20 protein-coding genes are annotated in these 17,755 nt (G+C 71.2%); 9 read left to right on the top strand and 11 right to left on the bottom strand.

Going from position 1 to position 17,755, the window contains the following annotated elements; translation table 11 throughout:
• Window positions 1-4 precede the first annotated feature (4 nt).
• From ABIC63_RS26340 to ABIC63_RS26310, 7 genes are all read left to right on the top strand, one after another.
• The gene (locus ABIC63_RS26340; protein WP_354321932.1) at window positions 5-622 is read left to right on the top strand and encodes a DJ-1/PfpI family protein; all 618 of its coding nucleotides are present in this window, start codon (window positions 5-7) and stop codon (window positions 620-622) included.
• A 17-nt stretch (window positions 623-639) separates the two neighbouring features.
• Window positions 640-1,278, top strand: a complete 639-nt coding sequence (locus ABIC63_RS26335; protein ID WP_354321931.1) for a LysE family translocator — start codon at window positions 640-642, stop codon at window positions 1,276-1,278.
• Between the two features lie 37 nt (window positions 1,279-1,315).
• Window positions 1,316-2,164 carry a PhzF family phenazine biosynthesis protein gene (locus ABIC63_RS26330; protein WP_354321930.1) on the top strand — a complete coding sequence of 283 codons (849 nt, stop codon included), beginning with the start codon at window positions 1,316-1,318 and terminating at the stop codon, window positions 2,162-2,164.
• Between the two features lie 25 nt (window positions 2,165-2,189).
• Window positions 2,190-2,831 (top strand): glutathione S-transferase family protein, encoded by a 642-nt coding sequence (locus ABIC63_RS26325; protein ID WP_354321929.1) that lies wholly within the window; start codon window positions 2,190-2,192, stop codon window positions 2,829-2,831.
• A 106-nt stretch (window positions 2,832-2,937) separates the two neighbouring features.
• Window positions 2,938-3,888, top strand: a complete 951-nt coding sequence (locus ABIC63_RS26320) for a PhzF family phenazine biosynthesis protein (RefSeq protein WP_354321928.1) — start codon at window positions 2,938-2,940, stop codon at window positions 3,886-3,888.
• 89 nt (window positions 3,889-3,977) lie between these two features.
• Entirely contained in the window at window positions 3,978-4,961 is a 984-nt protein-coding gene (locus tag ABIC63_RS26315) for a threonine dehydratase (RefSeq protein ID WP_354321927.1), read from the top strand.
• A gap of 121 nt (window positions 4,962-5,082) precedes the next feature.
• Window positions 5,083-5,757 carry a histidine phosphatase family protein gene (locus ABIC63_RS26310; protein ID WP_354321926.1) on the top strand — a complete coding sequence of 225 codons (675 nt, stop codon included), beginning with the start codon at window positions 5,083-5,085 and terminating at the stop codon, window positions 5,755-5,757.
• A gap of 42 nt (window positions 5,758-5,799) precedes the next feature.
• Here ABIC63_RS26310 and cutA read toward each other — a convergent pair whose 3' ends face one another.
• The 3 genes from cutA to ABIC63_RS26295 are packed head-to-tail and all read right to left on the bottom strand — an operon-like array spanning window position 5,800 to window position 8,134.
• Complete coding sequence (cutA, locus tag ABIC63_RS26305) at window positions 5,800-6,135, bottom strand: divalent-cation tolerance protein CutA (protein WP_354321925.1); 336 nt, start codon at window positions 6,133-6,135, stop codon at window positions 5,800-5,802.
• Between the two features lie 4 nt (window positions 6,136-6,139).
• Window positions 6,140-6,391: a GlsB/YeaQ/YmgE family stress response membrane protein gene (locus tag ABIC63_RS26300; protein ID WP_294376081.1), complete on the bottom strand. Its 252-nt coding sequence runs from the start codon at window positions 6,389-6,391 to the stop codon at window positions 6,140-6,142.
• Window positions 6,392-6,439: 48 nt separating this feature from the next.
• A complete protein-coding gene (locus ABIC63_RS26295) occupies window positions 6,440-8,134 on the bottom strand; it encodes a response regulator (protein ID WP_354321924.1) in 1,695 nt (564 codons plus the stop codon).
• 208 nt (window positions 8,135-8,342) lie between these two features.
• Between ABIC63_RS26295 and ABIC63_RS26290 the strand changes: the two genes are divergently transcribed.
• On the top strand, window positions 8,343-8,963 hold the full coding sequence (locus tag ABIC63_RS26290) for a YbhB/YbcL family Raf kinase inhibitor-like protein (RefSeq protein ID WP_354321923.1): 621 nt from the start codon (window positions 8,343-8,345) through the stop codon (window positions 8,961-8,963).
• A gap of 80 nt (window positions 8,964-9,043) precedes the next feature.
• Here the strand turns inward: ABIC63_RS26290 and ABIC63_RS26285 are convergent, their stop codons facing one another.
• Both ABIC63_RS26285 and ABIC63_RS26280 read right to left on the bottom strand, forming a co-directional pair.
• Window positions 9,044-9,883, bottom strand: coding sequence for a creatininase family protein (locus tag ABIC63_RS26285; RefSeq protein WP_354321922.1), 840 nt, complete (start codon window positions 9,881-9,883; stop codon window positions 9,044-9,046).
• Complete coding sequence (locus ABIC63_RS26280) at window positions 9,880-10,866, bottom strand: LysR family transcriptional regulator (RefSeq protein ID WP_354321921.1); 987 nt, start codon at window positions 10,864-10,866, stop codon at window positions 9,880-9,882. The genes ABIC63_RS26285 and ABIC63_RS26280 overlap by 4 nt, the downstream gene beginning before the upstream one ends.
• Before the next feature lie 92 nt (window positions 10,867-10,958).
• Here ABIC63_RS26280 and ABIC63_RS26275 point away from each other — a divergent pair, with 92 nt between their 5' ends.
• Window positions 10,959-11,969, top strand: a complete 1,011-nt coding sequence (locus ABIC63_RS26275) for a zinc-binding alcohol dehydrogenase family protein (protein ID WP_354321920.1) — start codon at window positions 10,959-10,961, stop codon at window positions 11,967-11,969.
• 54 nt (window positions 11,970-12,023) lie between these two features.
• Here the strand turns inward: ABIC63_RS26275 and ABIC63_RS26270 are convergent, their stop codons facing one another.
• From ABIC63_RS26270 to ABIC63_RS26245, 6 genes are all read right to left on the bottom strand, one after another.
• Window positions 12,024-12,899, bottom strand: a complete 876-nt coding sequence (locus tag ABIC63_RS26270; RefSeq protein ID WP_354321919.1) for an isocitrate lyase/PEP mutase family protein — start codon at window positions 12,897-12,899, stop codon at window positions 12,024-12,026.
• A 159-nt stretch (window positions 12,900-13,058) separates the two neighbouring features.
• Entirely contained in the window at window positions 13,059-14,267 is a 1,209-nt protein-coding gene (locus ABIC63_RS26265) for an ABC transporter substrate-binding protein (RefSeq protein ID WP_294376064.1), read from the bottom strand.
• 58 nt (window positions 14,268-14,325) lie between these two features.
• Window positions 14,326-15,069, bottom strand: a complete 744-nt coding sequence (locus ABIC63_RS26260) for an ABC transporter ATP-binding protein (protein ID WP_294376062.1) — start codon at window positions 15,067-15,069, stop codon at window positions 14,326-14,328.
• Entirely contained in the window at window positions 15,053-15,910 is an 858-nt protein-coding gene (locus ABIC63_RS26255; protein ID WP_294376058.1) for an ABC transporter ATP-binding protein, read from the bottom strand. The genes ABIC63_RS26260 and ABIC63_RS26255 overlap by 17 nt, the downstream gene beginning before the upstream one ends.
• Window positions 15,907-16,875, bottom strand: coding sequence for a branched-chain amino acid ABC transporter permease (locus ABIC63_RS26250; protein ID WP_294376055.1), 969 nt, complete (start codon window positions 16,873-16,875; stop codon window positions 15,907-15,909). The genes ABIC63_RS26255 and ABIC63_RS26250 overlap by 4 nt, the downstream gene beginning before the upstream one ends.
• A gap of 16 nt (window positions 16,876-16,891) precedes the next feature.
• Entirely contained in the window at window positions 16,892-17,755 is an 864-nt protein-coding gene (locus ABIC63_RS26245) for a branched-chain amino acid ABC transporter permease (RefSeq protein ID WP_017762000.1), read from the bottom strand.

The raw sequence follows: 17,755 nt of genomic DNA, 5'->3' as shown, positions 1-17,755 counted from the left end.
CACCATGCACATCGCCATCCTCACCTTCGACGGTTTCAACGAGCTCGACTCGCTGATCGCGCTGGGCGTGCTGAACCGCATCAAGCGGCCCGGCTGGCGCGTCACGCTGGCCGCGCCGACGGCGCGCGTCACGTCGATGAACGGCGTCACGCTCGACGCCACCGCCACGCTGGAAGAAGCCGCCCAGGCCGACGCCGTGCTGGTCGGCAGCGGCATCCGCACGCGCGAGGTGGTGGCCGATGCGGCACTGATGGCGCAGCTGCGGCTCGACCCGGCGCGCCAGCTCATCGGCGCCCAGTGCTCCGGCACGCTGGTGCTGGCGCGCCTGGGCCTGCTGGGCACGGTGCCCGCCTGCACCGACCTCACGACCAAGCCCTGGGTCCAGGAAGCCGGCGTGCGCGTACTCGACCAGCCCTTCTTCGCCGACGGCAACGTGGCCACGGCCGGCGGCTGCCTGGCGTCGCCCTACCTGGCCGCCTGGCTGATTGCGCGCAGCGAAGGCATCGCCGCGGCCCGCGACGCGCTGCACTACGTCGCGCCCGTCGGCGAGAAGGAGGACTACGTGGCCCGCGCGATGGCCGCCGTCGGGCCCTACCTGCCGGCGGCCATGACGCCCGCCTGATCAACGGAGATGCACCCATGATCGCCGCCACCACCCTGGGCCTCTTCCTGCTGGCCGTGCTCGCGCTGCTGGCCTCGCCGGGGCCGAACATGGCCTTCATCCTGGCGCAGGGTGCGGCGCACGGCCCGCGCGGCGCATTCGCGGGCGCCGTTGGCATCGCCCTGGCCGACCTGGTGCTCGCGCTGGCCGCGGCCAGCGGCGTGGCCGCGCTGATGGCTGCATGGGCCCCGGCCTTCGACCTGCTGCGCTGGGCCGGTGCGGCCTACCTGGTGTGGCTGGGCGTGCAGGCCCTGCGCGCCGGCTCCGGTACGGCAGCAGCACAAGGTGCCGGACCCTGGCGCGGCCTGCACATCGCGCGCATGGGCTTCTTCCATACGCTGATGAATCCCAAGGCGCTGCTCTTCTTCGTCGTCTTCCTGCCGCAGTTCGCGCATCCCGACCGGGGGCCGGTCGGCGTGCAGATGGTGCAGCTCGGCGCCGTCATGGCGGTCGTCTCGCTGGCCTTCAACACGTCGCTGGGCAGCGCCGCGGGCCTGGTGGCGCGGCGCATGGCCGCAGGCGAAGGCAGCGCGCGCCTGCGCCAGCGGCTGCTGGCCAGTGTGATGTTCGGCCTGGCGCTGCGGCTGCTGGTGATGGCGCGCCCTGCCGTGGCCTGATCGCGCTTGCCTCGCGCACTTGCAAGCTCCAGACACCATGAATGTCCAGCACATCGCCGCCTTCTCCGACGGCCCACGCGGCGGCAACCCGGCGGGCGTCGTGATCGGCGACAGCCTGCCCGACGACGGGCAGATGCAGCAACTCGCCACCACGCTCGGCTATTCCGAAACCGCGTTTGCCGCGCCGATGGCGGACGGCGCCTGGCGGGTGCGCTACTTCTCTCCGGCGGCCGAAGTGCCTTTCTGCGGCCACGCCACCATCGCCCTGGGTGCCGCACTGGCGCGAGCGTACGGCGACGGGACGTTCGCGCTCACGCTCAACGCCGCGCGGATCACGGTGGAGGGAAGCCGCGACCGCCCATCGGCGGACGGCCTCATGCAGGCCGCGCTGCAGTCGCCGCCCACGCGCAGCCAGCCCCTGGACGCCGCCTGGAAGGCCGAGGCCCTTGCGCTGTTCGGCCTGGCCGAGTCCGACCTGGACCCGTGCCTTCCCCCGGCCCTGATCCACGGCGGCGCCGACCACTTTCTGCTGGCCCTTCGGGACCGGGCCCGGCTGGCCGCCATGCACTACGACTTCGAGACCGGGCGCGAACTGATGCAGCGCGCAGGCCTGGCGACGATCGTGCTGGCGCATGCCGAAAGCCCCCAGCGCTTCCATGTGCGCAATCCCTTCGCAGGCGGTGGCGTCTACGAAGACCCGGCCACCGGCGCCGCTGCCGCCGCGCTGGGCGGCTACCTGCGCGACCGGGGCTGGCCCCATGGCGGCACCATCGCCATCACGCAGGGCGAGGACATGGGCGTGCTCTGCCGCCTGCAGGCGGATATCGCTCCGACGCCGGGCGCTTCGATCCGCGTGCGCGGCACCGCCCGCATGATGACCCCCTGACCCGCTTCGACAAGGAAACCGACCCATGCTCAATCTCTGGGGCCGCATCAGCTCGATCAACGTGCGCAAGGTGGTGTGGTGCGCGCAGGAACTCGGCCTGGACTTCCAGCGCACCGAGGCCGGCGGCGCCCACGGCCTGGTGCACACGCCCGAATACCTGGCCCTGAACCCCAACGCGCTGGTGCCGCTGCTGCAGGACGGCGAGGGCGACGCCCGCTTCGTGCTGTGGGAAAGCAACGTCATCGTGCGCTACCTCTGCGCCCGCCATTCGCACGGACTCATGTATCCCGAGCCGCTGGAGGCGCGCTTCGACGCCGAACGCTGGATGGACTGGCAGCAGACCACGCTCAACCCCGCGGGCCGCGATGCCTTTGTGCAACTGGTGCGCGTGCCGGCCGCCGAGCGCGATGTGCAGGCCGTCGCCGCCTCCATCGCCGCGACCGAGCCGCTGATGGCCATGCTGGATGCCCACCTGGCCGGCCGCGACTTCATGACCGGCGAGCGCTTCACCATGGCCGACATCCCGGTCGCCTGCGAAGTGCATCGCTGGTTCGGCCTGCCGCCGGCCGAGTACCGCCGCCCGGCCTGGCCGAACTTGGAGCGCTGGTTCGATGCGCTGCGCACCCGGCCGGCCGCCCTCGGCGTGCTGGATCTGGCGCTGGCCTGATCCGCCGCGGGCCCGCCCGCGACACCTGGCGCCCGACCAGCGCCCGCAGGCGCCCCGGCGCCGCCCCCTCCGCTTCCTCCTTCATTTCCGCTTCCCGAGTCCCGCCATGAGAACCCGCCCCTTCCGCCAGCCCGACGTCTTCACCGACACGCCCACCCGCGGCAATCCGGTCGCCGTGGTGCTGGACGGCCAGGACCTGGACGACGAGGCCATGCAGCGCTTCGCGCGCTGGACCAACCTGTCGGAAACCACCTTCGTGCTGCCGCCCACCGCCGAAGGCGCCGCCGGCGGTGCGGACTACCGGGTGCGCATCTTCACGCCCGGCGGCGAGTTGCCCTTCGCCGGCCACCCCACCCTGGGCACCTGCCGCGCCTGGCTGGCCCACGGCGGCCGGCCACGGCGGGCCGGTGGCATCGTGCAGGAATGCGCCATCGGCCTGGTGCCGATCCGCGTCGAGGGCGAACGCCTGGCCTTCGCCGCGCCGCCGCTGCAGCGCAGCGCGCCCAGCCCCATGCTGCTGTCCAAGGTGGCCGCGGCCCTGGGCCTGAAGGCCTCGCAGATCGAGGCGGCGCAGTGCCTCAACAATGGGCCGGTCTGGCTCGGTCTGCTGCTGGACAGCCCCGAGACGGTGCTGGCGCTGCGGCCGGATCACGCGGCGCTCAAGGCGCTGGGCCAGAAGGTGGGCGTGGCGGCACGCACGGACGCCCAGGATGCCGGCGCACCACCGCTCATCGGCCGCGCCAACCGCGAGGCCCGCGCCTTCGGGGCGCGCAGCAGCACGGCGGCCGCCGCAGCAGTGGCCGCGCCGTCGGTCGATCTGGAGGTGCGCGGCTTCGCCGCCCCCATCGGCGTGGAGGAAGACCCGGTGACCGGCAGCCTCAACGCCAGCCTGGCGCAGTGGCTCATCGCCGATAGCCTGATGCCGACGCGCTACGTCGCCGGCCAGGGCCAGTGCCTGGGCCGTGACGGCCGGGTGCATGTGGCGCAGGACGCCTCGGGCCAGATCTGGATCGGCGGCGACGTGGCCGACTGCATCGAGGGCCAGGTGCTGCTCTGACCCCAGCCCGCACCGGCCTCATCCGCACCTTCCGGGCGCCCGACTGCCTTCTGCTCCGGCCTGTTCGCCCGCACCTTCGAGGATCCCCCATGCGCTTCACGCCCGACGACATCGCGGCCGCACTGGCCACCGTGCGCAGCGCCCTGCCTCCCACGCCGCAGTACCGCTGGCCGCTGATCGAGCAGGCGCTGGGCACCGAGACCTGGATCAAGCACGAGAACCACACGCCCGTGGGCGCCTTCAAGGTGCGCGGCGGGCTGACCTATTTCGAGGAACTGCGCCGCACCCAGCCCGCGGTACGGCATGTGATCAGCGCCACGCGCGGCAACCATGGCCAGTCGGTCGGCTTCGCGGCCCGGCGCCACGGCCTGCAGGCCACCATCGTGGTGCCGCACGGCAACTCGGTCGAGAAGAACGCCGCCATGCGCGCCCTGGGCGTGGAGCTGGTCGAGCACGGCGACGACTTCCAGGCCGCCGCCGACCATGCGGCCGCGCTGGCGGCGCAGCACGGGCTGCACCGCATCCCCTCCTTCCACCGCGACCTGGTGCGCGGCGTGGCCACGGCCTACGTGGAATTCTTCGAGGCGACGAAGGCGGCCGGCGGCGCGCCGGACGTGCTCTTCGTGCCGATCGGGCTGGGCTCGGGCTTCGCCGGTGCCGCGGCGGCACGGGCCCACTGCGGCGTGTCCACGCGGCTGGTGGGCGTGGTGTCGGCGCATGCGGATGCCTGCCTGCAGTCCTGGCGCAGCGGCACGCTGGTGGAGTCGCCCGCCACCACGCGCATCGCCGACGGCATGGCCTGCCGCACGCCGGTGGCCGAGTCGGTGGCCGTCGTGCGCGCGCAGGCCGAGGACGTGGTGGCCGTCACCGACGACGAGGTGGCTGGCGCGATGCGCCTGCTCTACACCGCCACGCACAACGTGGCCGAAGGCGCCGGTGCCGCGGCGCTGGCGGCGGCCTTGCAGCAGCGCGGCCGCTGGGCGGGCAAGCGCATCGGACTCGCCCTGACCGGCGGCAATGTGGATGCGCCGCTTTTTGCCGAGGTGCTCGCCGCGGGCGTCGCAACGGGCTGAGGATTGCGTCCCCTCTCCCGCAGGCGGGAGGGACCAAGACGGGTCACCCAAGCGACGGCCACCGCGCATACCGTCCCACGCGCGACAAGCGCCGCCCGCCCGCTTTGGACAATCGCCCGCCATGGGAACGCTCTACCTCGTGCGCCACGGCCAGGCCTCCTTCGGCTCCGACGACTACGACCGCCTCAGCGAACTCGGCCACAGGCAGGCCGAGCGGCTGGGCGAGTACTGGCGCGAGCGCGGAATGACTTTCGACGCCGTCATCACCGGCACCCTGCGCCGCCACCGCGAGACCTGGGAAGGCATCGCCCGCGGCATGCAGCTGCCGCCGCAGGACGTGCTGTCCTGGCCGGGCCTGAACGAATACGACAGCGAGGCGGTGGTCGCCACGATCCATCCGGAGAAGCTGCCCAAGGCCGACACGCCCGAGCTGTACAAGGCCCACTTCCGCCTGCTGCGCCAGGGCCTGTCGGCCTGGATGAGCGGGCAGGCGGCGCCCGTGGGCATGCCGAGCTATGTGGACTTCCTGGCGGGCGTGACGACCGCGCTGGACCATGTGCGCGACCGCCACCATGGCGCGAAGGTGCTGGTGGTGAGCAGCGGCGGGCCGATCTCGACGGCGGTGGGCCATGTGCTGGGCACCTCGCCCGAGACCACCATCGAGCTGAACCTGCGCATCCGCAACACGGCGGTCACCGAATTCGCATTCACGCCCAAGCGGCACATGCTGGTGACCTACAACACGCTGCCGCATCTGGATGGACCTGCCTACGACGACTGGGTCACGTACGCATGAGCAGTTGGGCGCGCCTTTGCCGCGCCCTGATGGGTACGGAAGTCAGGCTGACGCCGGCGGCTCGGCCGTGGCCTCGGCCAGCCAGCGCAGATAGGCCGGCGAGCCGGCCGTGATGGGCAACTGCACCACCTCGGGCACGGCATAGCTGTGCCGCTCCTGGATCAGCGCCTGCAGTGCCTCGAAGCGGCCCGCGCGCGTCTTGCAGATCAGCAGCCACTCGGGCTCGCGGCGGGTCTCGCCTTCCCAGCGGTAGACGCTGCGCACCCGCTGGATCTGCACGCAGGCCGCCAGGCCCGCCTCGACCATCGCGCCGGCCAGGTCCTCGGCCTCTTCCTCGGTGCCGGCCGTGGTCATCACCACGCATGCGGTGTCGGTCATGGTTTCAGCGGCGGCGGCCGGCCACCATGCCCCAGACGAACAGCAGGACGACGGCACCGATGACCGAGGCGATGAAGCCGGCCGGCTGCCCCACCGTGTACCAGCCCATCGCCTGGCCCAGGTAGGTGGCGATGAAGGAGCCCACGATGCCGATCAGCGTGGTGACGATGAAGCCCGCCGAGTCGTCGCCCGGCTTGATGGCGCGCGCCACGAGGCCGACGATGAAGCCGATGAGGATGGTGCCGATGATGCCCATGGTGATCTCCTTGAAGGGGTTGGAAAGGAAGGAAGGGAAACGGGTGGCTCAGTGCAGCTTACCGGGATTGCCGCCCGCCGCTGCGGGCGCCAACGCCCGGGCCACGCAGGCCGCGAGCGCAGAGATCTCGAAGGGCTTGATGAGGATGGACTGCGTGCCCAGCACACGCCCCACCTGCGCCATGTCCGCATAGCCGGTGGCCAGCACCACGGGCACGGCGCCCACGCGTTCGCGCGCATGCACGATGAACTCGGCGCCGGTCATGCCCGGCATGGCGTAGTCCACCACCATCAGGTCGGGCCTGGGCTGGGCGCCCAGCACCTCCAGCCCCTGGCGCCCGTCGGCCGCCTGCGTGACCCGGCAGCCCAGCAGGGACAGGCTGTCGGCGATGACGCGGCGGACCTCGGCGTCGTCCTCGACCACGAGCACCGAGCGGCCGGCGGCCAGGGCCTGGACCTCGGCCTCGGGCGGCGGCGGCGCGTCGGCGGCCGGGACGGCCGCGGCGGGAAAGAGCAGGTCCACCCGGGTGCCGTGGCCTTCCACGCTGTCGATGGCGGCTTCGCCGCCCGACTGCCGGGCGAAGCCATACACCTGGCTCAGGCCCAGTCCGCTCCCGCTGCCCAGGGGCTTGGTGGTGAAGAAGGGATCGAAGACCTGGCCCAGCACGCCGGCCGGGATGCCGGCGCCGGTGTCCTGCACCTGCACGGCCACATAGTCGCCGGCGGGCAGGCCGCCCGCAGCCTCGCGCTGCACATGCCCGGTGCGCACCGCGAGCACGCCGCCGGCCGTCATGGCCTCGCGCGCATTGACGGCCAGGTTGATCAGCGCCATTTCCAGCTGGCTGGCGTCCAGCACGGCCCAGCAGGGTGCCGTGTCGAGCGCCAGCTCCACCCGGACGGCCGAGCCGACCGAGACGGCGATCAGCTCGCGCATGCCCTCGATCAGCGCATTCACGTCCGACAGCCGCGGCAGCAGCGACTGCTTGCGCGAGAAGGACAGCAACTGACTGGTCAGGCGCGCACCCTTGGCCACGGCGCCGCGGGCACGGCCGCTGATCTCCTGCACCTTGGCCTCCTTGGAGATGCGGCCCAGCAGGTCCAGGTTCATCTGCACCACGTGCAGCAGGTTGTTGAAGTCATGGGCGATGCCGCCGGTGAGCCGGCCCACGGCTTCCATCTTCTGCGCCTGCAGCAGGGCGGCCTGCGCGCGCTCGCGCTCGCCGATCTCGGCCATCAGCCGGTCGTTGGCGCCGGCCAGCTCGCGCGTGCGCTCGGCAATGCGCGCCTCCAGCCCCGTGTTCAGGCGCTGCACCTCGGCGCGGGCCGCCTCCAGCTGTTCGATCTGCTGGCGCATCGTGTACTGGCGGTGGCGCTGTCGAACGGCGGCGTGGACCGCGCGCGTCAGCGTCTCGTCGCAGGCGGGATGGTCGACCACCACGACATTGCCGAGCTCACGCAGCCGTGCCATCGCCTCGGGCGTGTGGCCGTCCTGACTCATCAGCACGACGAAGGGAAAGTCCGACCATGCCGGCTGGGCCGACAGCCAAGTTTGCAGCGTCGCTTCGGGCAGCAGGGACAGGGAAGGGCCGGTGAGCAGGGCGGCGGCAGCGCCTTCCTGCAGATGCGTCATGAGCACCGCCAGCGAAGGACAGGCCACGGCGTTGAGCCCCAGGCCGCGCGCGATGCGGGCCAGCATGTCGGCGTCCGCCGCCTCCGGCGCATGGATGAGAACGCGGCGCTCCATGGCTCAGCGTGTGGCCACCGCCACGGGATCGACGACACACACGGCAGGGCAGCAGGACATGAAGGCAGGAAAACCGGACAACGAAAAACCAACGCGACCGTGCGTCGCTCGGGACAGCACAACCGTCGCAATTTAGGGAGGGCGTCCGGCGGCGCGTGTCGCTCGAAGTCCTACATCCGTGTGGGCCAGTTGCGCCTACCTTGGCGCCATGCTCGAAAAACTTCCTGGGGCCATCGGCCAGGCGCTGGCCGGCGTACGCGCCGGCCTGGACGACATCGTCTTCAACACGGTGGGCCTGCGCGCGGGCCACGGCACGCTGCAGCTGACCAGCCTGGCCTTCGGGGACCATGCGCCGATTCCGCAGCGCTACACCGCCGATGGCGAGGGGCTCTCCCCGCCGCTGGCCTGGACCGGCGTGCCGGCCGGCGTGGCAGAGCTGGTGTTGATCGTGGAAGACGCCGATTCGCCCACCCCGCATCCGCTGGTGCACGCCATCGCGGTGGATCTGCCGCCCGAGGACGGCCACCTGGCCGAAGGCGCCTGGCCCAGCCCGGACCACGAGGGCTCGGGCCTGCATGCCGGCCGCAATTCCTACCTGCAGGCCGCCTGGCTGCCCCCCGATCCGCCGCCGGGCCATGGGCCGCACCGCTATGCCTTCCAGCTCTATGCCCTGGCCGAAGGCGAGGCCTTGGGCGATACGCCGGGCCGCGACGCGCTGGTGGAGGCCATCCAGGCGCGCGCCGTCGCCAGCGGCCTGCTGATCGGCACCTACGAGCGGGGCGACGGCAGCATTCCGGTGGGAGACGCGCCGGCCGTGGCCGCCGGCTGAACAGGCAGCCGCTGGGCAGCGGTGTCCCGCTTGGAAATCGGCTGGGACGGCGACCCTCGATAGGCCGACGCCCGGATGACTCAGCGCCGCGGCGGATCGGCGCCCAGCGTGGACAGCGGCAGGCGCGACACCTCTTCCAACGCCTGCGCCAGCCCCCGCGCCGCGGCGTCGAGCAGCGCGCGGCCCTGCGCCTCGGTGGCAGCCGCGGCATTGCCGGCAGCGCCTTCGGGGTGGTAGTCCTGCATCGCCCAACCCAGCTTGGCGCTGCGGCCGTTGCCGAGGATGGCGTACTCCCACGCCCGCGCGCGCGAGGTGGATGGGAAGTCCTTCACTGCCTCGCGCCGCACCTGCTGCGGCGCCAGCGCCAACATCAACGCCGTCTCGAACTCGCCCGCATGCACATCGAAGCGGTCCGGCACCAGCGCCTGGCCGGTGGTGGCGTCCGTCAGCGGCAGGTTGAACCAGCTCAGGCTGTAGACGATCAGGTCGTGCGCCTCGCGCAGCTCGCGCGCGGCGATGTCCATCGCGCCGGTGTGGCCGCCGTGGGCATTGAAGAGCACCAGCTTGCGCACGCCCGCGCGGGCGACACCGGCGCCGATCTCCTTCCACAGGCGCAGCACCGTCTCCGACGACAGGGTGAGCGTGCCGGCGAATCGGGCATGTTCGGGACTCAGGCCCACGGGCAGGGTGGGCAGGAACAGCACAGGCAGTTCCGGCGGCAGCAGCGGCAGCGCGGCCTGCACGATGCCGTCGGCGATGACGGTGTCCACGCCCAGCGGCAGATGCGGGCCGTGCTGCTCGGTGGCGCCCAGCGGCAGCACCGCCACGGTGGTGGCCGGGTCCAGCGTGGCGAAGTCGCGGGTGCCGAGTTCGGCCCAGAAGCGGGGGAGCGTCGGCGGCATAGCGGGCTTGGCGGTCATGCGGCGATGTTAGGCCGGCCTGCCGCCCTGCCGGCTCCGGCCGCCGCGCCGCCCCCGGCGGTGGCGATGCCAGCGGGATCGTCGGCCAGCCACTGCGCCAGCCATTCGGCCAGAAAGTCCACCAGCGCCCGCACCCGCGCGGGCACGAAGCGGTTGCTGGGCAGCAGGGCATGTAGCGGATAGGCCTCCGTGTCCCAGTCGGGCAGCAGCCGCACCAGGGCGCCGCTGTCCAGGTCGGCCCGCACGTCCAGGTAGGACTTGAAGGTGATGCCCACGCCGGCGACCGCCCATTCGCGCGCCAGCGAGGCGTCGTCGGCATGGCGGTCGCCATCGATGCGCACCGCCACCCACTGGCCGCCCTGGCCGAAGCGCCACTCGCGCTGGCGTCGGCCACCGCGGTGGAAGCTCAGGCAGTTGTGTTGCACCAGGTCCTGGGGCAGGCGAGGTGTGCCGCGCCGCTGCAGGTAGGCGGGCGCGGCGCAGAGCACGGGCCGGGTCTGCGCCAGCGGGCGCGCCACCAGCCGCGAATCGGCCAGCGGGCCATAGCGCAGGGCCAGGTCCACCTCGTCGCGCATCACGTCCAGCGGCCGGTCACCCACCGACAGCGCCAGTTGCACGCCGGGATGCCGGGCCAGGAATTCGTCGAAGGCGGGCAGCAGCACGCGGCGCGTGAGGTCCGAAGGCGACGCCACCCGCAGTGTGCCGACCAGCTCGCCGCGGCCTGCGGCCACCTGCGCCTCGGCCTCGGCCAGCAGCTCGAAGGCGCGGCCGGCGTAGTCCAGCAGCGTCTGGCCCTCGGCGGTGAGCCGCAGGGCCCGCGTCGAGCGCTCGAAGAGCCGCGCGCCCAGCTGCGACTCGACCCGTTTGAGCGCCGCGCTGGCCGCCGCCGGCGTCAGGCCCAGCGTGCGGCCGGCGGCACTCAGCGAGCCGCTGCGTGCCGCTTCCTGCACCAGCCGCAGGTCGGCGAGATTTTCAATTCCCATTTGAAGATGATGCCACTGGCGGGCGGCTTATCAATGCCGGACGCAGAACCTAGAGTCACGCCATCGCAACGTCCCTTCTTCGGAGAACGCCCATGAAAGCCATCGGCTACCGCCAGAACCTGCCCATCGAACAACCGGAATCGCTGATCGACCTCGATCTCCCCGAACCGCAGCCCGGCCCGCGCGACCTGCGCGTGCGGGTGGCCGCCATCTCGGTGAACCCCGTCGACACCAAGGTGCGCCGCAACGCCGCGCCCGAGACCGGCCAGGCCCGCGTGCTCGGCTGGGACGCCGTCGGCACGGTCGATGCCGTCGGCAGCGACGTCACCGGCTTCGCGCCCGGTGACCGGGTGTATTACGCCGGCTCCATCGCACGGCCGGGTGCCAACAGCGAACTGCACCTGGTGGACGAGCGCATCGCCGCCCGTGCGCCCGCCACGCTCGGCGATGCCGAGGCCGCGGCCCTGCCACTCACGGCCATCACGGCTTGGGAGCTGCTGTTCGACCGCCTGCAGGTGCCGCGCGGCGGCGGCGCCGGGCAGACGCTGCTCATCACCGGTGGGGCCGGCGGCGTGGGCTCGATCCTGATCCAGCTCGCGCGCCAACTGACGCAGTTGCGCGTGGTGGCCACCGCCTCGCGGCCCGAGACCCGCCAGTGGTGCCTGACGCTGGGTGCCCATGCGGTGGTCGACCACAGCCGGCCGCTCGCCGCCGAACTGAAGGCCATCGGCATCGAGGCGGTGGACCTGGTCGCCAGCCTGACGCAGACCGCCCAGCACTACGCGCAGCTGATCGAGGCACTCAAGCCCCAGGGCCGCCTGGGCGTGATCGACGACATGCCGCAGCTCGACGCCATGCCGCTGAAGACCAAGGCCATCTCGCTGCACTGGGAGATGATGTTCACCCGCTCGCGCTTCGAGACGCCCGACATGGCCGAGCAGGGCGCATTGCTGGCCGAGGTGGCGCAGCTGGTCGATACGGGGCGCCTGCGCACCACCCTGGGCGAGCACTACGGCCGCATCGATGCGGCCAACCTTCGCCGCGCGCATGCCTTCGTCGAAAGCGGCCAGGCGCGGGGCAAGGTCGTGCTGGAAGGCTTCTGAGTCGCCGGCCCGTGCACAGCGGCATGCGCGCCACGCCGGCAGGTCGCGCTCTAATCAATCCGCCTGCTCGTAGTGCGCCTGCCGCGCCTCCATCGCCTCCCAGCCGATCACGCGCTTGAATTCGGCCATGGGCACCTGGCCGGCCGGCAGGCCGTCCACCTCGCCGCTGCGGCGCGCGGCCAGCGTGGCCAGGTTGGCCTGCAGCGCATGCACCGTGCTCATCAGCGTGACGATCGGATAGGTGGCGAAGGCCGCCACCGACTCGACCTGCTCGCGCGAGAGCTTCTCCATCCACAGGCCCTGCATCAGCTGCAGCGACAGGCGGCGGCCCGACACCTCGCGCAGCTTCACCAGGTCCTCGTAGCTTTTGAAGGTGCGCGAGATCGGCTGGATGAGGTCGGCGCCCGCCTCGGCATAGCGCGCGGCGCGGTCCATGGCCTCGGCCGGGTCGAGCACATCGGTGCGCGCCACGATCAGGAAGTCCGGATCCTGCCGCGCGTCGACCGCGGCGCGGATGCGCGCCACCGCATCCTTGACCGGCACCACCGGCATCACCGAGGCGGCGGCGGGGCAGCGCTTGGGGCTGATCTGGTCCTCGATGGAGATGGCGGCCACGCCTGCCTTCTCGAACTCGCGCACGGTGCGGGCCACGTTGATCACGCTGCCGTAGCCGGTGTCGGCGTCCGCGAAGATGGGCTTCTTCACCACGTTGGCGATGCGGTTGACCACCGCCACGTTCTCGGTGAGGGTGTAGACCTCCATGTCCGGCTGGCCCAGCAGCGAGGCCGAGATGCCGAAGCCGGTGGTGAAGATGCCGTCGAAGTCCGACTGGTCCACGAGCAGGGCCGACAGAGCGTCCTGCACGCCGGCCATCCAGAAGGTGGGGCCGTCGGTGATGCGTTGGCGAAGGGTCTGGCGCAGAGTGGGCACGGAGAATTCCTTGTCGAGCGTTGTTCGGATGATCGAGTGGCCGCGGAGCAGGGCATGCCAGGGCACCCGAGGAACTGGCTTTGCCAGGCCTCTGGGTGCGCCCCCCTCCAAGCCGAAGGCGCATGAGAGGGGGGAGCCGCGAAGCGGCATGGGGGGTGCTTATCTCTTCACCGGATCGATGTAGCCGCCCAAGGGCGCGAACTTGTCGCCCTTGAGTTCCATCAGCGCCACGCCGGTCTGGCCGCGGCGCGAATAGGGGCCGGCGTTCAGCGGCTGGAAGGTGATCTTGGGTCCGATCTTCTGGTCGAAGTCCTTCAGGCCGTCCAGCGCCGCCACCACCTTGGCGCGCGAGGGCTCGTTGCCGGCGCGTTGCAGCGCCTCCACGGCGACGGCCGCGGCCGAGTAGCCCATCAGCGCGTTCGACGACGGCGCCGACTTGGGATAGGTCTTGGTGTAGCGCGCGAAGAAGGACTGGATCGCCGGGTTGTCGCCCTCGATGGCGTCGTAGTAGGAGGCCACGTAGAGCTTGGATTGCGTCTTGCCCAGCAGCTCCACGAACTTGGGATCGTTCAGGCCGCCGGCACCGAAGACGGTGGGCTTCCAGCCCAGCTTCTCGGCGCTGCGGAAGAACTGCACCGCCTCCTGGCCCAGTGCATAGACCACGACCACATCGGGCTCAGCCTGCTTGAGCTTGAAGACCTGCGAGGTGAGGTCGGTGGCGAAGCGCTCGAAGCTCTGCGCCTCGACCAGCTTCATGCCGTGCTTCTCCAGCTGCTTGACGGCGATGTCGTAGGCCGGTTTGCCCCAGCCGTCGTTCTGGTAGAGCATGGCCACCTTCCTGGCCTTGAGCGTGCCCACGGCATAGTCGATGTACGCGGCCGTCTCTGTGGACTGCGGCGAGGGCAGCACATACAGCAGCTCGCGCGGCGGCGTGCTGGTCAGGTCCGAGATGGACAGCGCGCCGATGGTGGGCACCTTCTTGGTCGAGCTGTACTCGTAGGCGCTCACGTTGGTGGCATGGCCGATGTTGCCCACCATGGCCAGCACGTTGTCGCGCTCGATCAGCAGCTTGGCATTGGCCACCGACTTGGCGGGCTTGAGCTCGTCGTCGTAGGTGATCAGCTTGATCTTGCGGCCGTTGACGCCGCCCTTCTCGTTGACCATGTCGAAGTAGGTGCGCATGCCCTCGTCCACCGCCTTGCCCATGTAGGCCAGCGTGCCGGACAGCGGCTGCGAGGAGCCGAGCACGATCTCCTTCTCCAGCACGCCTTCGTCCTTGTTCTCGAAGGCGGCGGCCGGCAGCGCGGCGGCGGCCAGCGCACAGGCGGCCGCGGCGATCAGGGTGCGGCGGGAATGCAGCGTCATCATGGTTGTGTCTCCTTGGGGTGGGTTTGTCGCGGAAGGAAGAAGCGCAAGGGAAGCGGCATCAGCCGCCGAGGTAGGCGCGCCGGACGTCCTCGTTGCCGGCCAGTTCGGCCGCGCTGGCCTGCATGACCACGCGGCCGGTCTCGATCACATAGCCCTCGTCCGAGATGTCGAGGGCGATGTCGGCGTCCTGCTCCACCACCAGCAGCGTCAGGCGCTCACGGTCGCGGATGTCGCGCAGGGTGGAGAAGATGGCGTCCTTGAGGATGGGGGCCACGCCCATCGAGGGCTCGTCCAGCATCAGCAGCCGCGGCCGCGCCAGCAGGCCGCGGGCGATGGCCAGCATCTGCTGCTCGCCGCCCGAGAGGGTGCCGGCGCGCGAGCCGATGCGCTCCTTGAGCCGAGGAAAGTAGTCCAGCACATGCGTGATGTGGTCGCGCACCTCGCCGGCGGGGCGGGTGTAGCCGCCGAGCATCAGGTTCTCGCGCACGCTCAGCTGCGCGAACACCATGCGGCCCTGCGGCACATGCACGATGCCGCGGCGCACCAGCGTCTCGGCCGGCACGTTGGCGATGGACTGGCCGTCGAACTGCACCGTGCCGTCCATGACCGGCAGCAGGCCCGACAGCACCCGCATCAGCGTGGTCTTGCCGGCCCCGTTGGCACCCAGCACGCAGACGATGCGGGCCTCGTGCACCGTGAGGCCGATGCCGTGCAGCGCGCGGATCTTGCCGTAGCCGGCCGCGAGCCGGTCCACCTGCAGCAGCGGGCGGATGGCGCCCGTGGGTTCAGCGACGTTGGCCACTCTTGCCTCCTCCCAGGTAGGCCTCGATCACGGCCGGATGCGATTCGATCTCCCGCGGCGTGCCCTGCGCCAGGAAGGCGCCGTTGTGCATCACGGTGATGGTGTCGGAAATGGACATGACCAGCGGCATGCTGTGCTCGATGAGCAGCAGCGTGGCGCCGGTGCGCGCCTGCAGCGTGCGCAGCGTGTCGCCCAGGGCGTCGATCTCGCGGTTGTTCATGCCGGCCGCCGGCTCGTCCAGCAGCATCAGCACGGGCTCCAGCGCCATGGCGCGGGCCAGCTCGACCAGCTTCTGCGTGCCGTAGGGCAGGTCGCGCACCAGCGTGTGGGCGTGGGGCGCCAGGCGCAACTCTTCCAGGAGGGCCTGCACGCGCTCGCGCTCGGCGCGCTCCTCGCGCCGCTGGCGCGGCAGGTTGAGCAGGGCCTCGGCCAGCGTGGCACGCATGGCCTGCGAGCGGGCGATGAGCACGTTGTCGAACACCGTCAGCTCGGCGAAGAGCTCCAGGTTCTGGAAGGTGCGGGCGATGCCCAGGCGCGAGATCTGGTGCGCCTTCAGGCGCAGCAGGTCGTGCTCGCCCTGCGCCGTGCGCAGCACCATGCGGCCCTGCTGCGGCGTGTAGAAGCGGCTGATGCAGTTGAGCATCGTGGTCTTGCCGGCGCCGTTGGGGCCGATCAGCGCATGCACGGTGCCGGGCATGACGTCGAACCCCACGTCCTGCACGGCCACGATGCCGCCGAAGCTCATGCGCACACCGGCCAGCGACAGCAGCGGCGCCGCGGCACCCGCCGGCCGCGCCCCGCCCCGCGCGGGCGCGGCCTGGGCGTCGATCGCGCGCATCATGTGCCCTCCTTGCCGGGCGCGTCGGCGCCGGGCAGGCGGCGCGTCTTGAACAGGCTGGCCAGCCCGTCGGGCAGGAACATCAGCGCCAGGATCATGGCCACGCCGTACAGCGCGCGCTGGAACTGGTCGAAGCCGAAGTAGGTCAGCAGCTGCGGTGCGCCGATGACGAAGATCGCGCCCAGCACCGAGCCCAGGATGGAGCCGAGGCCGCCGACGATCACCATCGACACGAAGCTGATCGACACCATGATGTTGAACAGCGATGGGTCGATGAAGCGCACCAGCGGCGCATAGAGCGCCCCCGACAGGCCCGTGTAGAAGGCGCAGACGCCGAAGGCCACCAGCTTGAGGCCCGTGGTGTTGAGCCCCAGCGCGCGGGCCGCCGTCTCGCTGCCCTTGATGGCCAGGAAGCCGCGGCCGAAGCGGCTGCGTGCGAGGTTGCGTGCCAGCCACAGCGCGGCACCCAGCACGCAGGCGGCCAGCAGGTGATACGCGCGCTCGTCCAGCGCCAGGCCGAAGAGCGTGGGGCCGGGCGCGCCCATGCCGTTCTCGCCGCCGGTCAGGTCGCCGCCGGACTTGGCGATCTCCACCGAGATCATCACGAAGCCCAGCGTGGCGATGGCGAGGAACACCTCCTCCAGCCGGAGCACCGGCAGCGCCAGCACCAGGCCGACCACCGTGGCGATGGCCGCCGCGATGAGCATGGCCAGCAGCATCGGCACGCCGAACTGCTGCGTCAGGATGGCCGTGCCATAGGCACCGATGCCGAAGAACACCGCACCCGCCATGGAGATGAGGTTGGTGTAGCCGGTGAGGATGTTGGTGCCGAAGGAAGCCAGCGTGTAGATCAGCACCAGCGTGGCGATGTAGAGCACATAGCCGCCCGGCACCAGGGGTGCCAGCACCAGCAGGGCCACGAACAGGGCGGGAGCCAGCCAGGGGCGGCCGTCGAGCAGATGGGTCATGCGCGTCGTCGCCTCCTCAGACCTTCTTGACCTGCCGGCGCGCCAGCAGCCCGTGCGGGCGCAGCACCAGGATGGCCAGCATCACGATGAAGGGCACGGCGTCCTTCCAGGCCGAGGACACATAGGCGCCGGTGAGGTTGCTGCTCACGCCGATGATCACGCCGCCCAGCAGCGCGCCCGGCATGCTGCCGATGCCGCCCAGCACCGCCGCCGCGAAAGCGAAGTGCAGGGCGTGCTGCATCATCGAGAAATGCACGAAGGTCAGCGGCGCGATCAGCAGCCCCGCCGCCGCCGCGATGACGTGCGACAGCGCCCAGGCCAGCGCATAGATGCGCTTGATGGGAATGCCCATCAGCCGGGCCGCCACCGGGTTCTCCATGGTGGCCTGCATGGCGATGCCCAGCCGCGTGAAGCGGAAGAAGGCGAACAGCGCCGCGGCCAGCGTGGCGCACACCGCCACGATGCCCAGGTCGATGCCCGATACCACGGCATCGCCCACCTGCAGCGGCGTGCTCGGGAAGATGCTCGGCAGCTCCTGCGTGTCCTTGCCCCAGATCCAGATGGCCATGTCGCCGAACAGCAGGAACAGCCCCAGCGTGCAGATGGCCGAAGACAGCAGGGCCTTGCCGATGAAGCGCCGGATGATGAAGCGCTCGATCAGCATGCCCAGCGCCGCGCCGAACAGCAGCGTGAGCGGCACCACCGCCCACATCGGCAGACCCAGGCGCACCAGCGTGCAGGCGGTGAAGGCCGACAGCATGGCGGCCTCGCCATGCGCGAAGTTGAGGATGCCCGTGGCCTTGAACACCATCACGATGCCCAGGGCGATGAGCCCGTAGATGGCGCCCAGGGCGACGCCGCTGACGATCATCTGCAGCAT

The organism is Pseudacidovorax sp. 1753, assembly GCF_040544975.1.
In the GTDB taxonomy this organism is placed as follows: domain Bacteria; phylum Pseudomonadota; class Gammaproteobacteria; order Burkholderiales; family Burkholderiaceae_C; genus Xenophilus.
Note: the sequence above shows the minus strand (reverse complement) of the source record. Positions and strands in the feature narration are given on the sequence as shown.

Excerpts from the sequence above, each read along its gene's own strand:
- ABIC63_RS26250 (WP_294376055.1), bottom strand. The coding sequence starts at position 16,875 with ATGACCCATCTGCTCGACGGCCGCCCCTGGCTGGCTCCCGCCCTGTTC.
- ABIC63_RS26330 (WP_354321930.1), top strand. The coding sequence starts at position 1,316 with ATGAATGTCCAGCACATCGCCGCCTTCTCCGACGGCCCACGCGGCGGC.
- ABIC63_RS26325 (WP_354321929.1), top strand. The coding sequence starts at position 2,190 with ATGCTCAATCTCTGGGGCCGCATCAGCTCGATCAACGTGCGCAAGGTG.
- cutA (WP_354321925.1), bottom strand. The coding sequence starts at position 6,135 with ATGACCGACACCGCATGCGTGGTGATGACCACGGCCGGCACCGAGGAA.
- ABIC63_RS26310 (WP_354321926.1), top strand. The coding sequence starts at position 5,083 with ATGGGAACGCTCTACCTCGTGCGCCACGGCCAGGCCTCCTTCGGCTCC.
- ABIC63_RS26280 (WP_354321921.1), bottom strand. The coding sequence starts at position 10,866 with ATGGGAATTGAAAATCTCGCCGACCTGCGGCTGGTGCAGGAAGCGGCA.
- ABIC63_RS26275 (WP_354321920.1), top strand. The coding sequence starts at position 10,959 with ATGAAAGCCATCGGCTACCGCCAGAACCTGCCCATCGAACAACCGGAA.
- ABIC63_RS26265 (WP_294376064.1), bottom strand. The coding sequence starts at position 14,267 with ATGATGACGCTGCATTCCCGCCGCACCCTGATCGCCGCGGCCGCCTGT.
- ABIC63_RS26300 (WP_294376081.1), bottom strand. The coding sequence starts at position 6,391 with ATGGGCATCATCGGCACCATCCTCATCGGCTTCATCGTCGGCCTCGTG.
- ABIC63_RS26295 (WP_354321924.1), bottom strand. The coding sequence starts at position 8,134 with ATGGAGCGCCGCGTTCTCATCCATGCGCCGGAGGCGGCGGACGCCGAC.
- ABIC63_RS26320 (WP_354321928.1), top strand. The coding sequence starts at position 2,938 with ATGAGAACCCGCCCCTTCCGCCAGCCCGACGTCTTCACCGACACGCCC.
- ABIC63_RS26290 (WP_354321923.1), top strand. The coding sequence starts at position 8,343 with ATGCTCGAAAAACTTCCTGGGGCCATCGGCCAGGCGCTGGCCGGCGTA.
- ABIC63_RS26285 (WP_354321922.1), bottom strand. The coding sequence starts at position 9,883 with ATGACCGCCAAGCCCGCTATGCCGCCGACGCTCCCCCGCTTCTGGGCC.
- ABIC63_RS26255 (WP_294376058.1), bottom strand. The coding sequence starts at position 15,910 with ATGATGCGCGCGATCGACGCCCAGGCCGCGCCCGCGCGGGGCGGGGCG.
- ABIC63_RS26245 (WP_017762000.1), bottom strand. The coding sequence starts at position 17,755 with ATGCTGCAGATGATCGTCAGCGGCGTCGCCCTGGGCGCCATCTACGGG.
- ABIC63_RS26315 (WP_354321927.1), top strand. The coding sequence starts at position 3,978 with ATGCGCTTCACGCCCGACGACATCGCGGCCGCACTGGCCACCGTGCGC.
- ABIC63_RS26335 (WP_354321931.1), top strand. The coding sequence starts at position 640 with ATGATCGCCGCCACCACCCTGGGCCTCTTCCTGCTGGCCGTGCTCGCG.
- ABIC63_RS26340 (WP_354321932.1), top strand. The coding sequence starts at position 5 with ATGCACATCGCCATCCTCACCTTCGACGGTTTCAACGAGCTCGACTCG.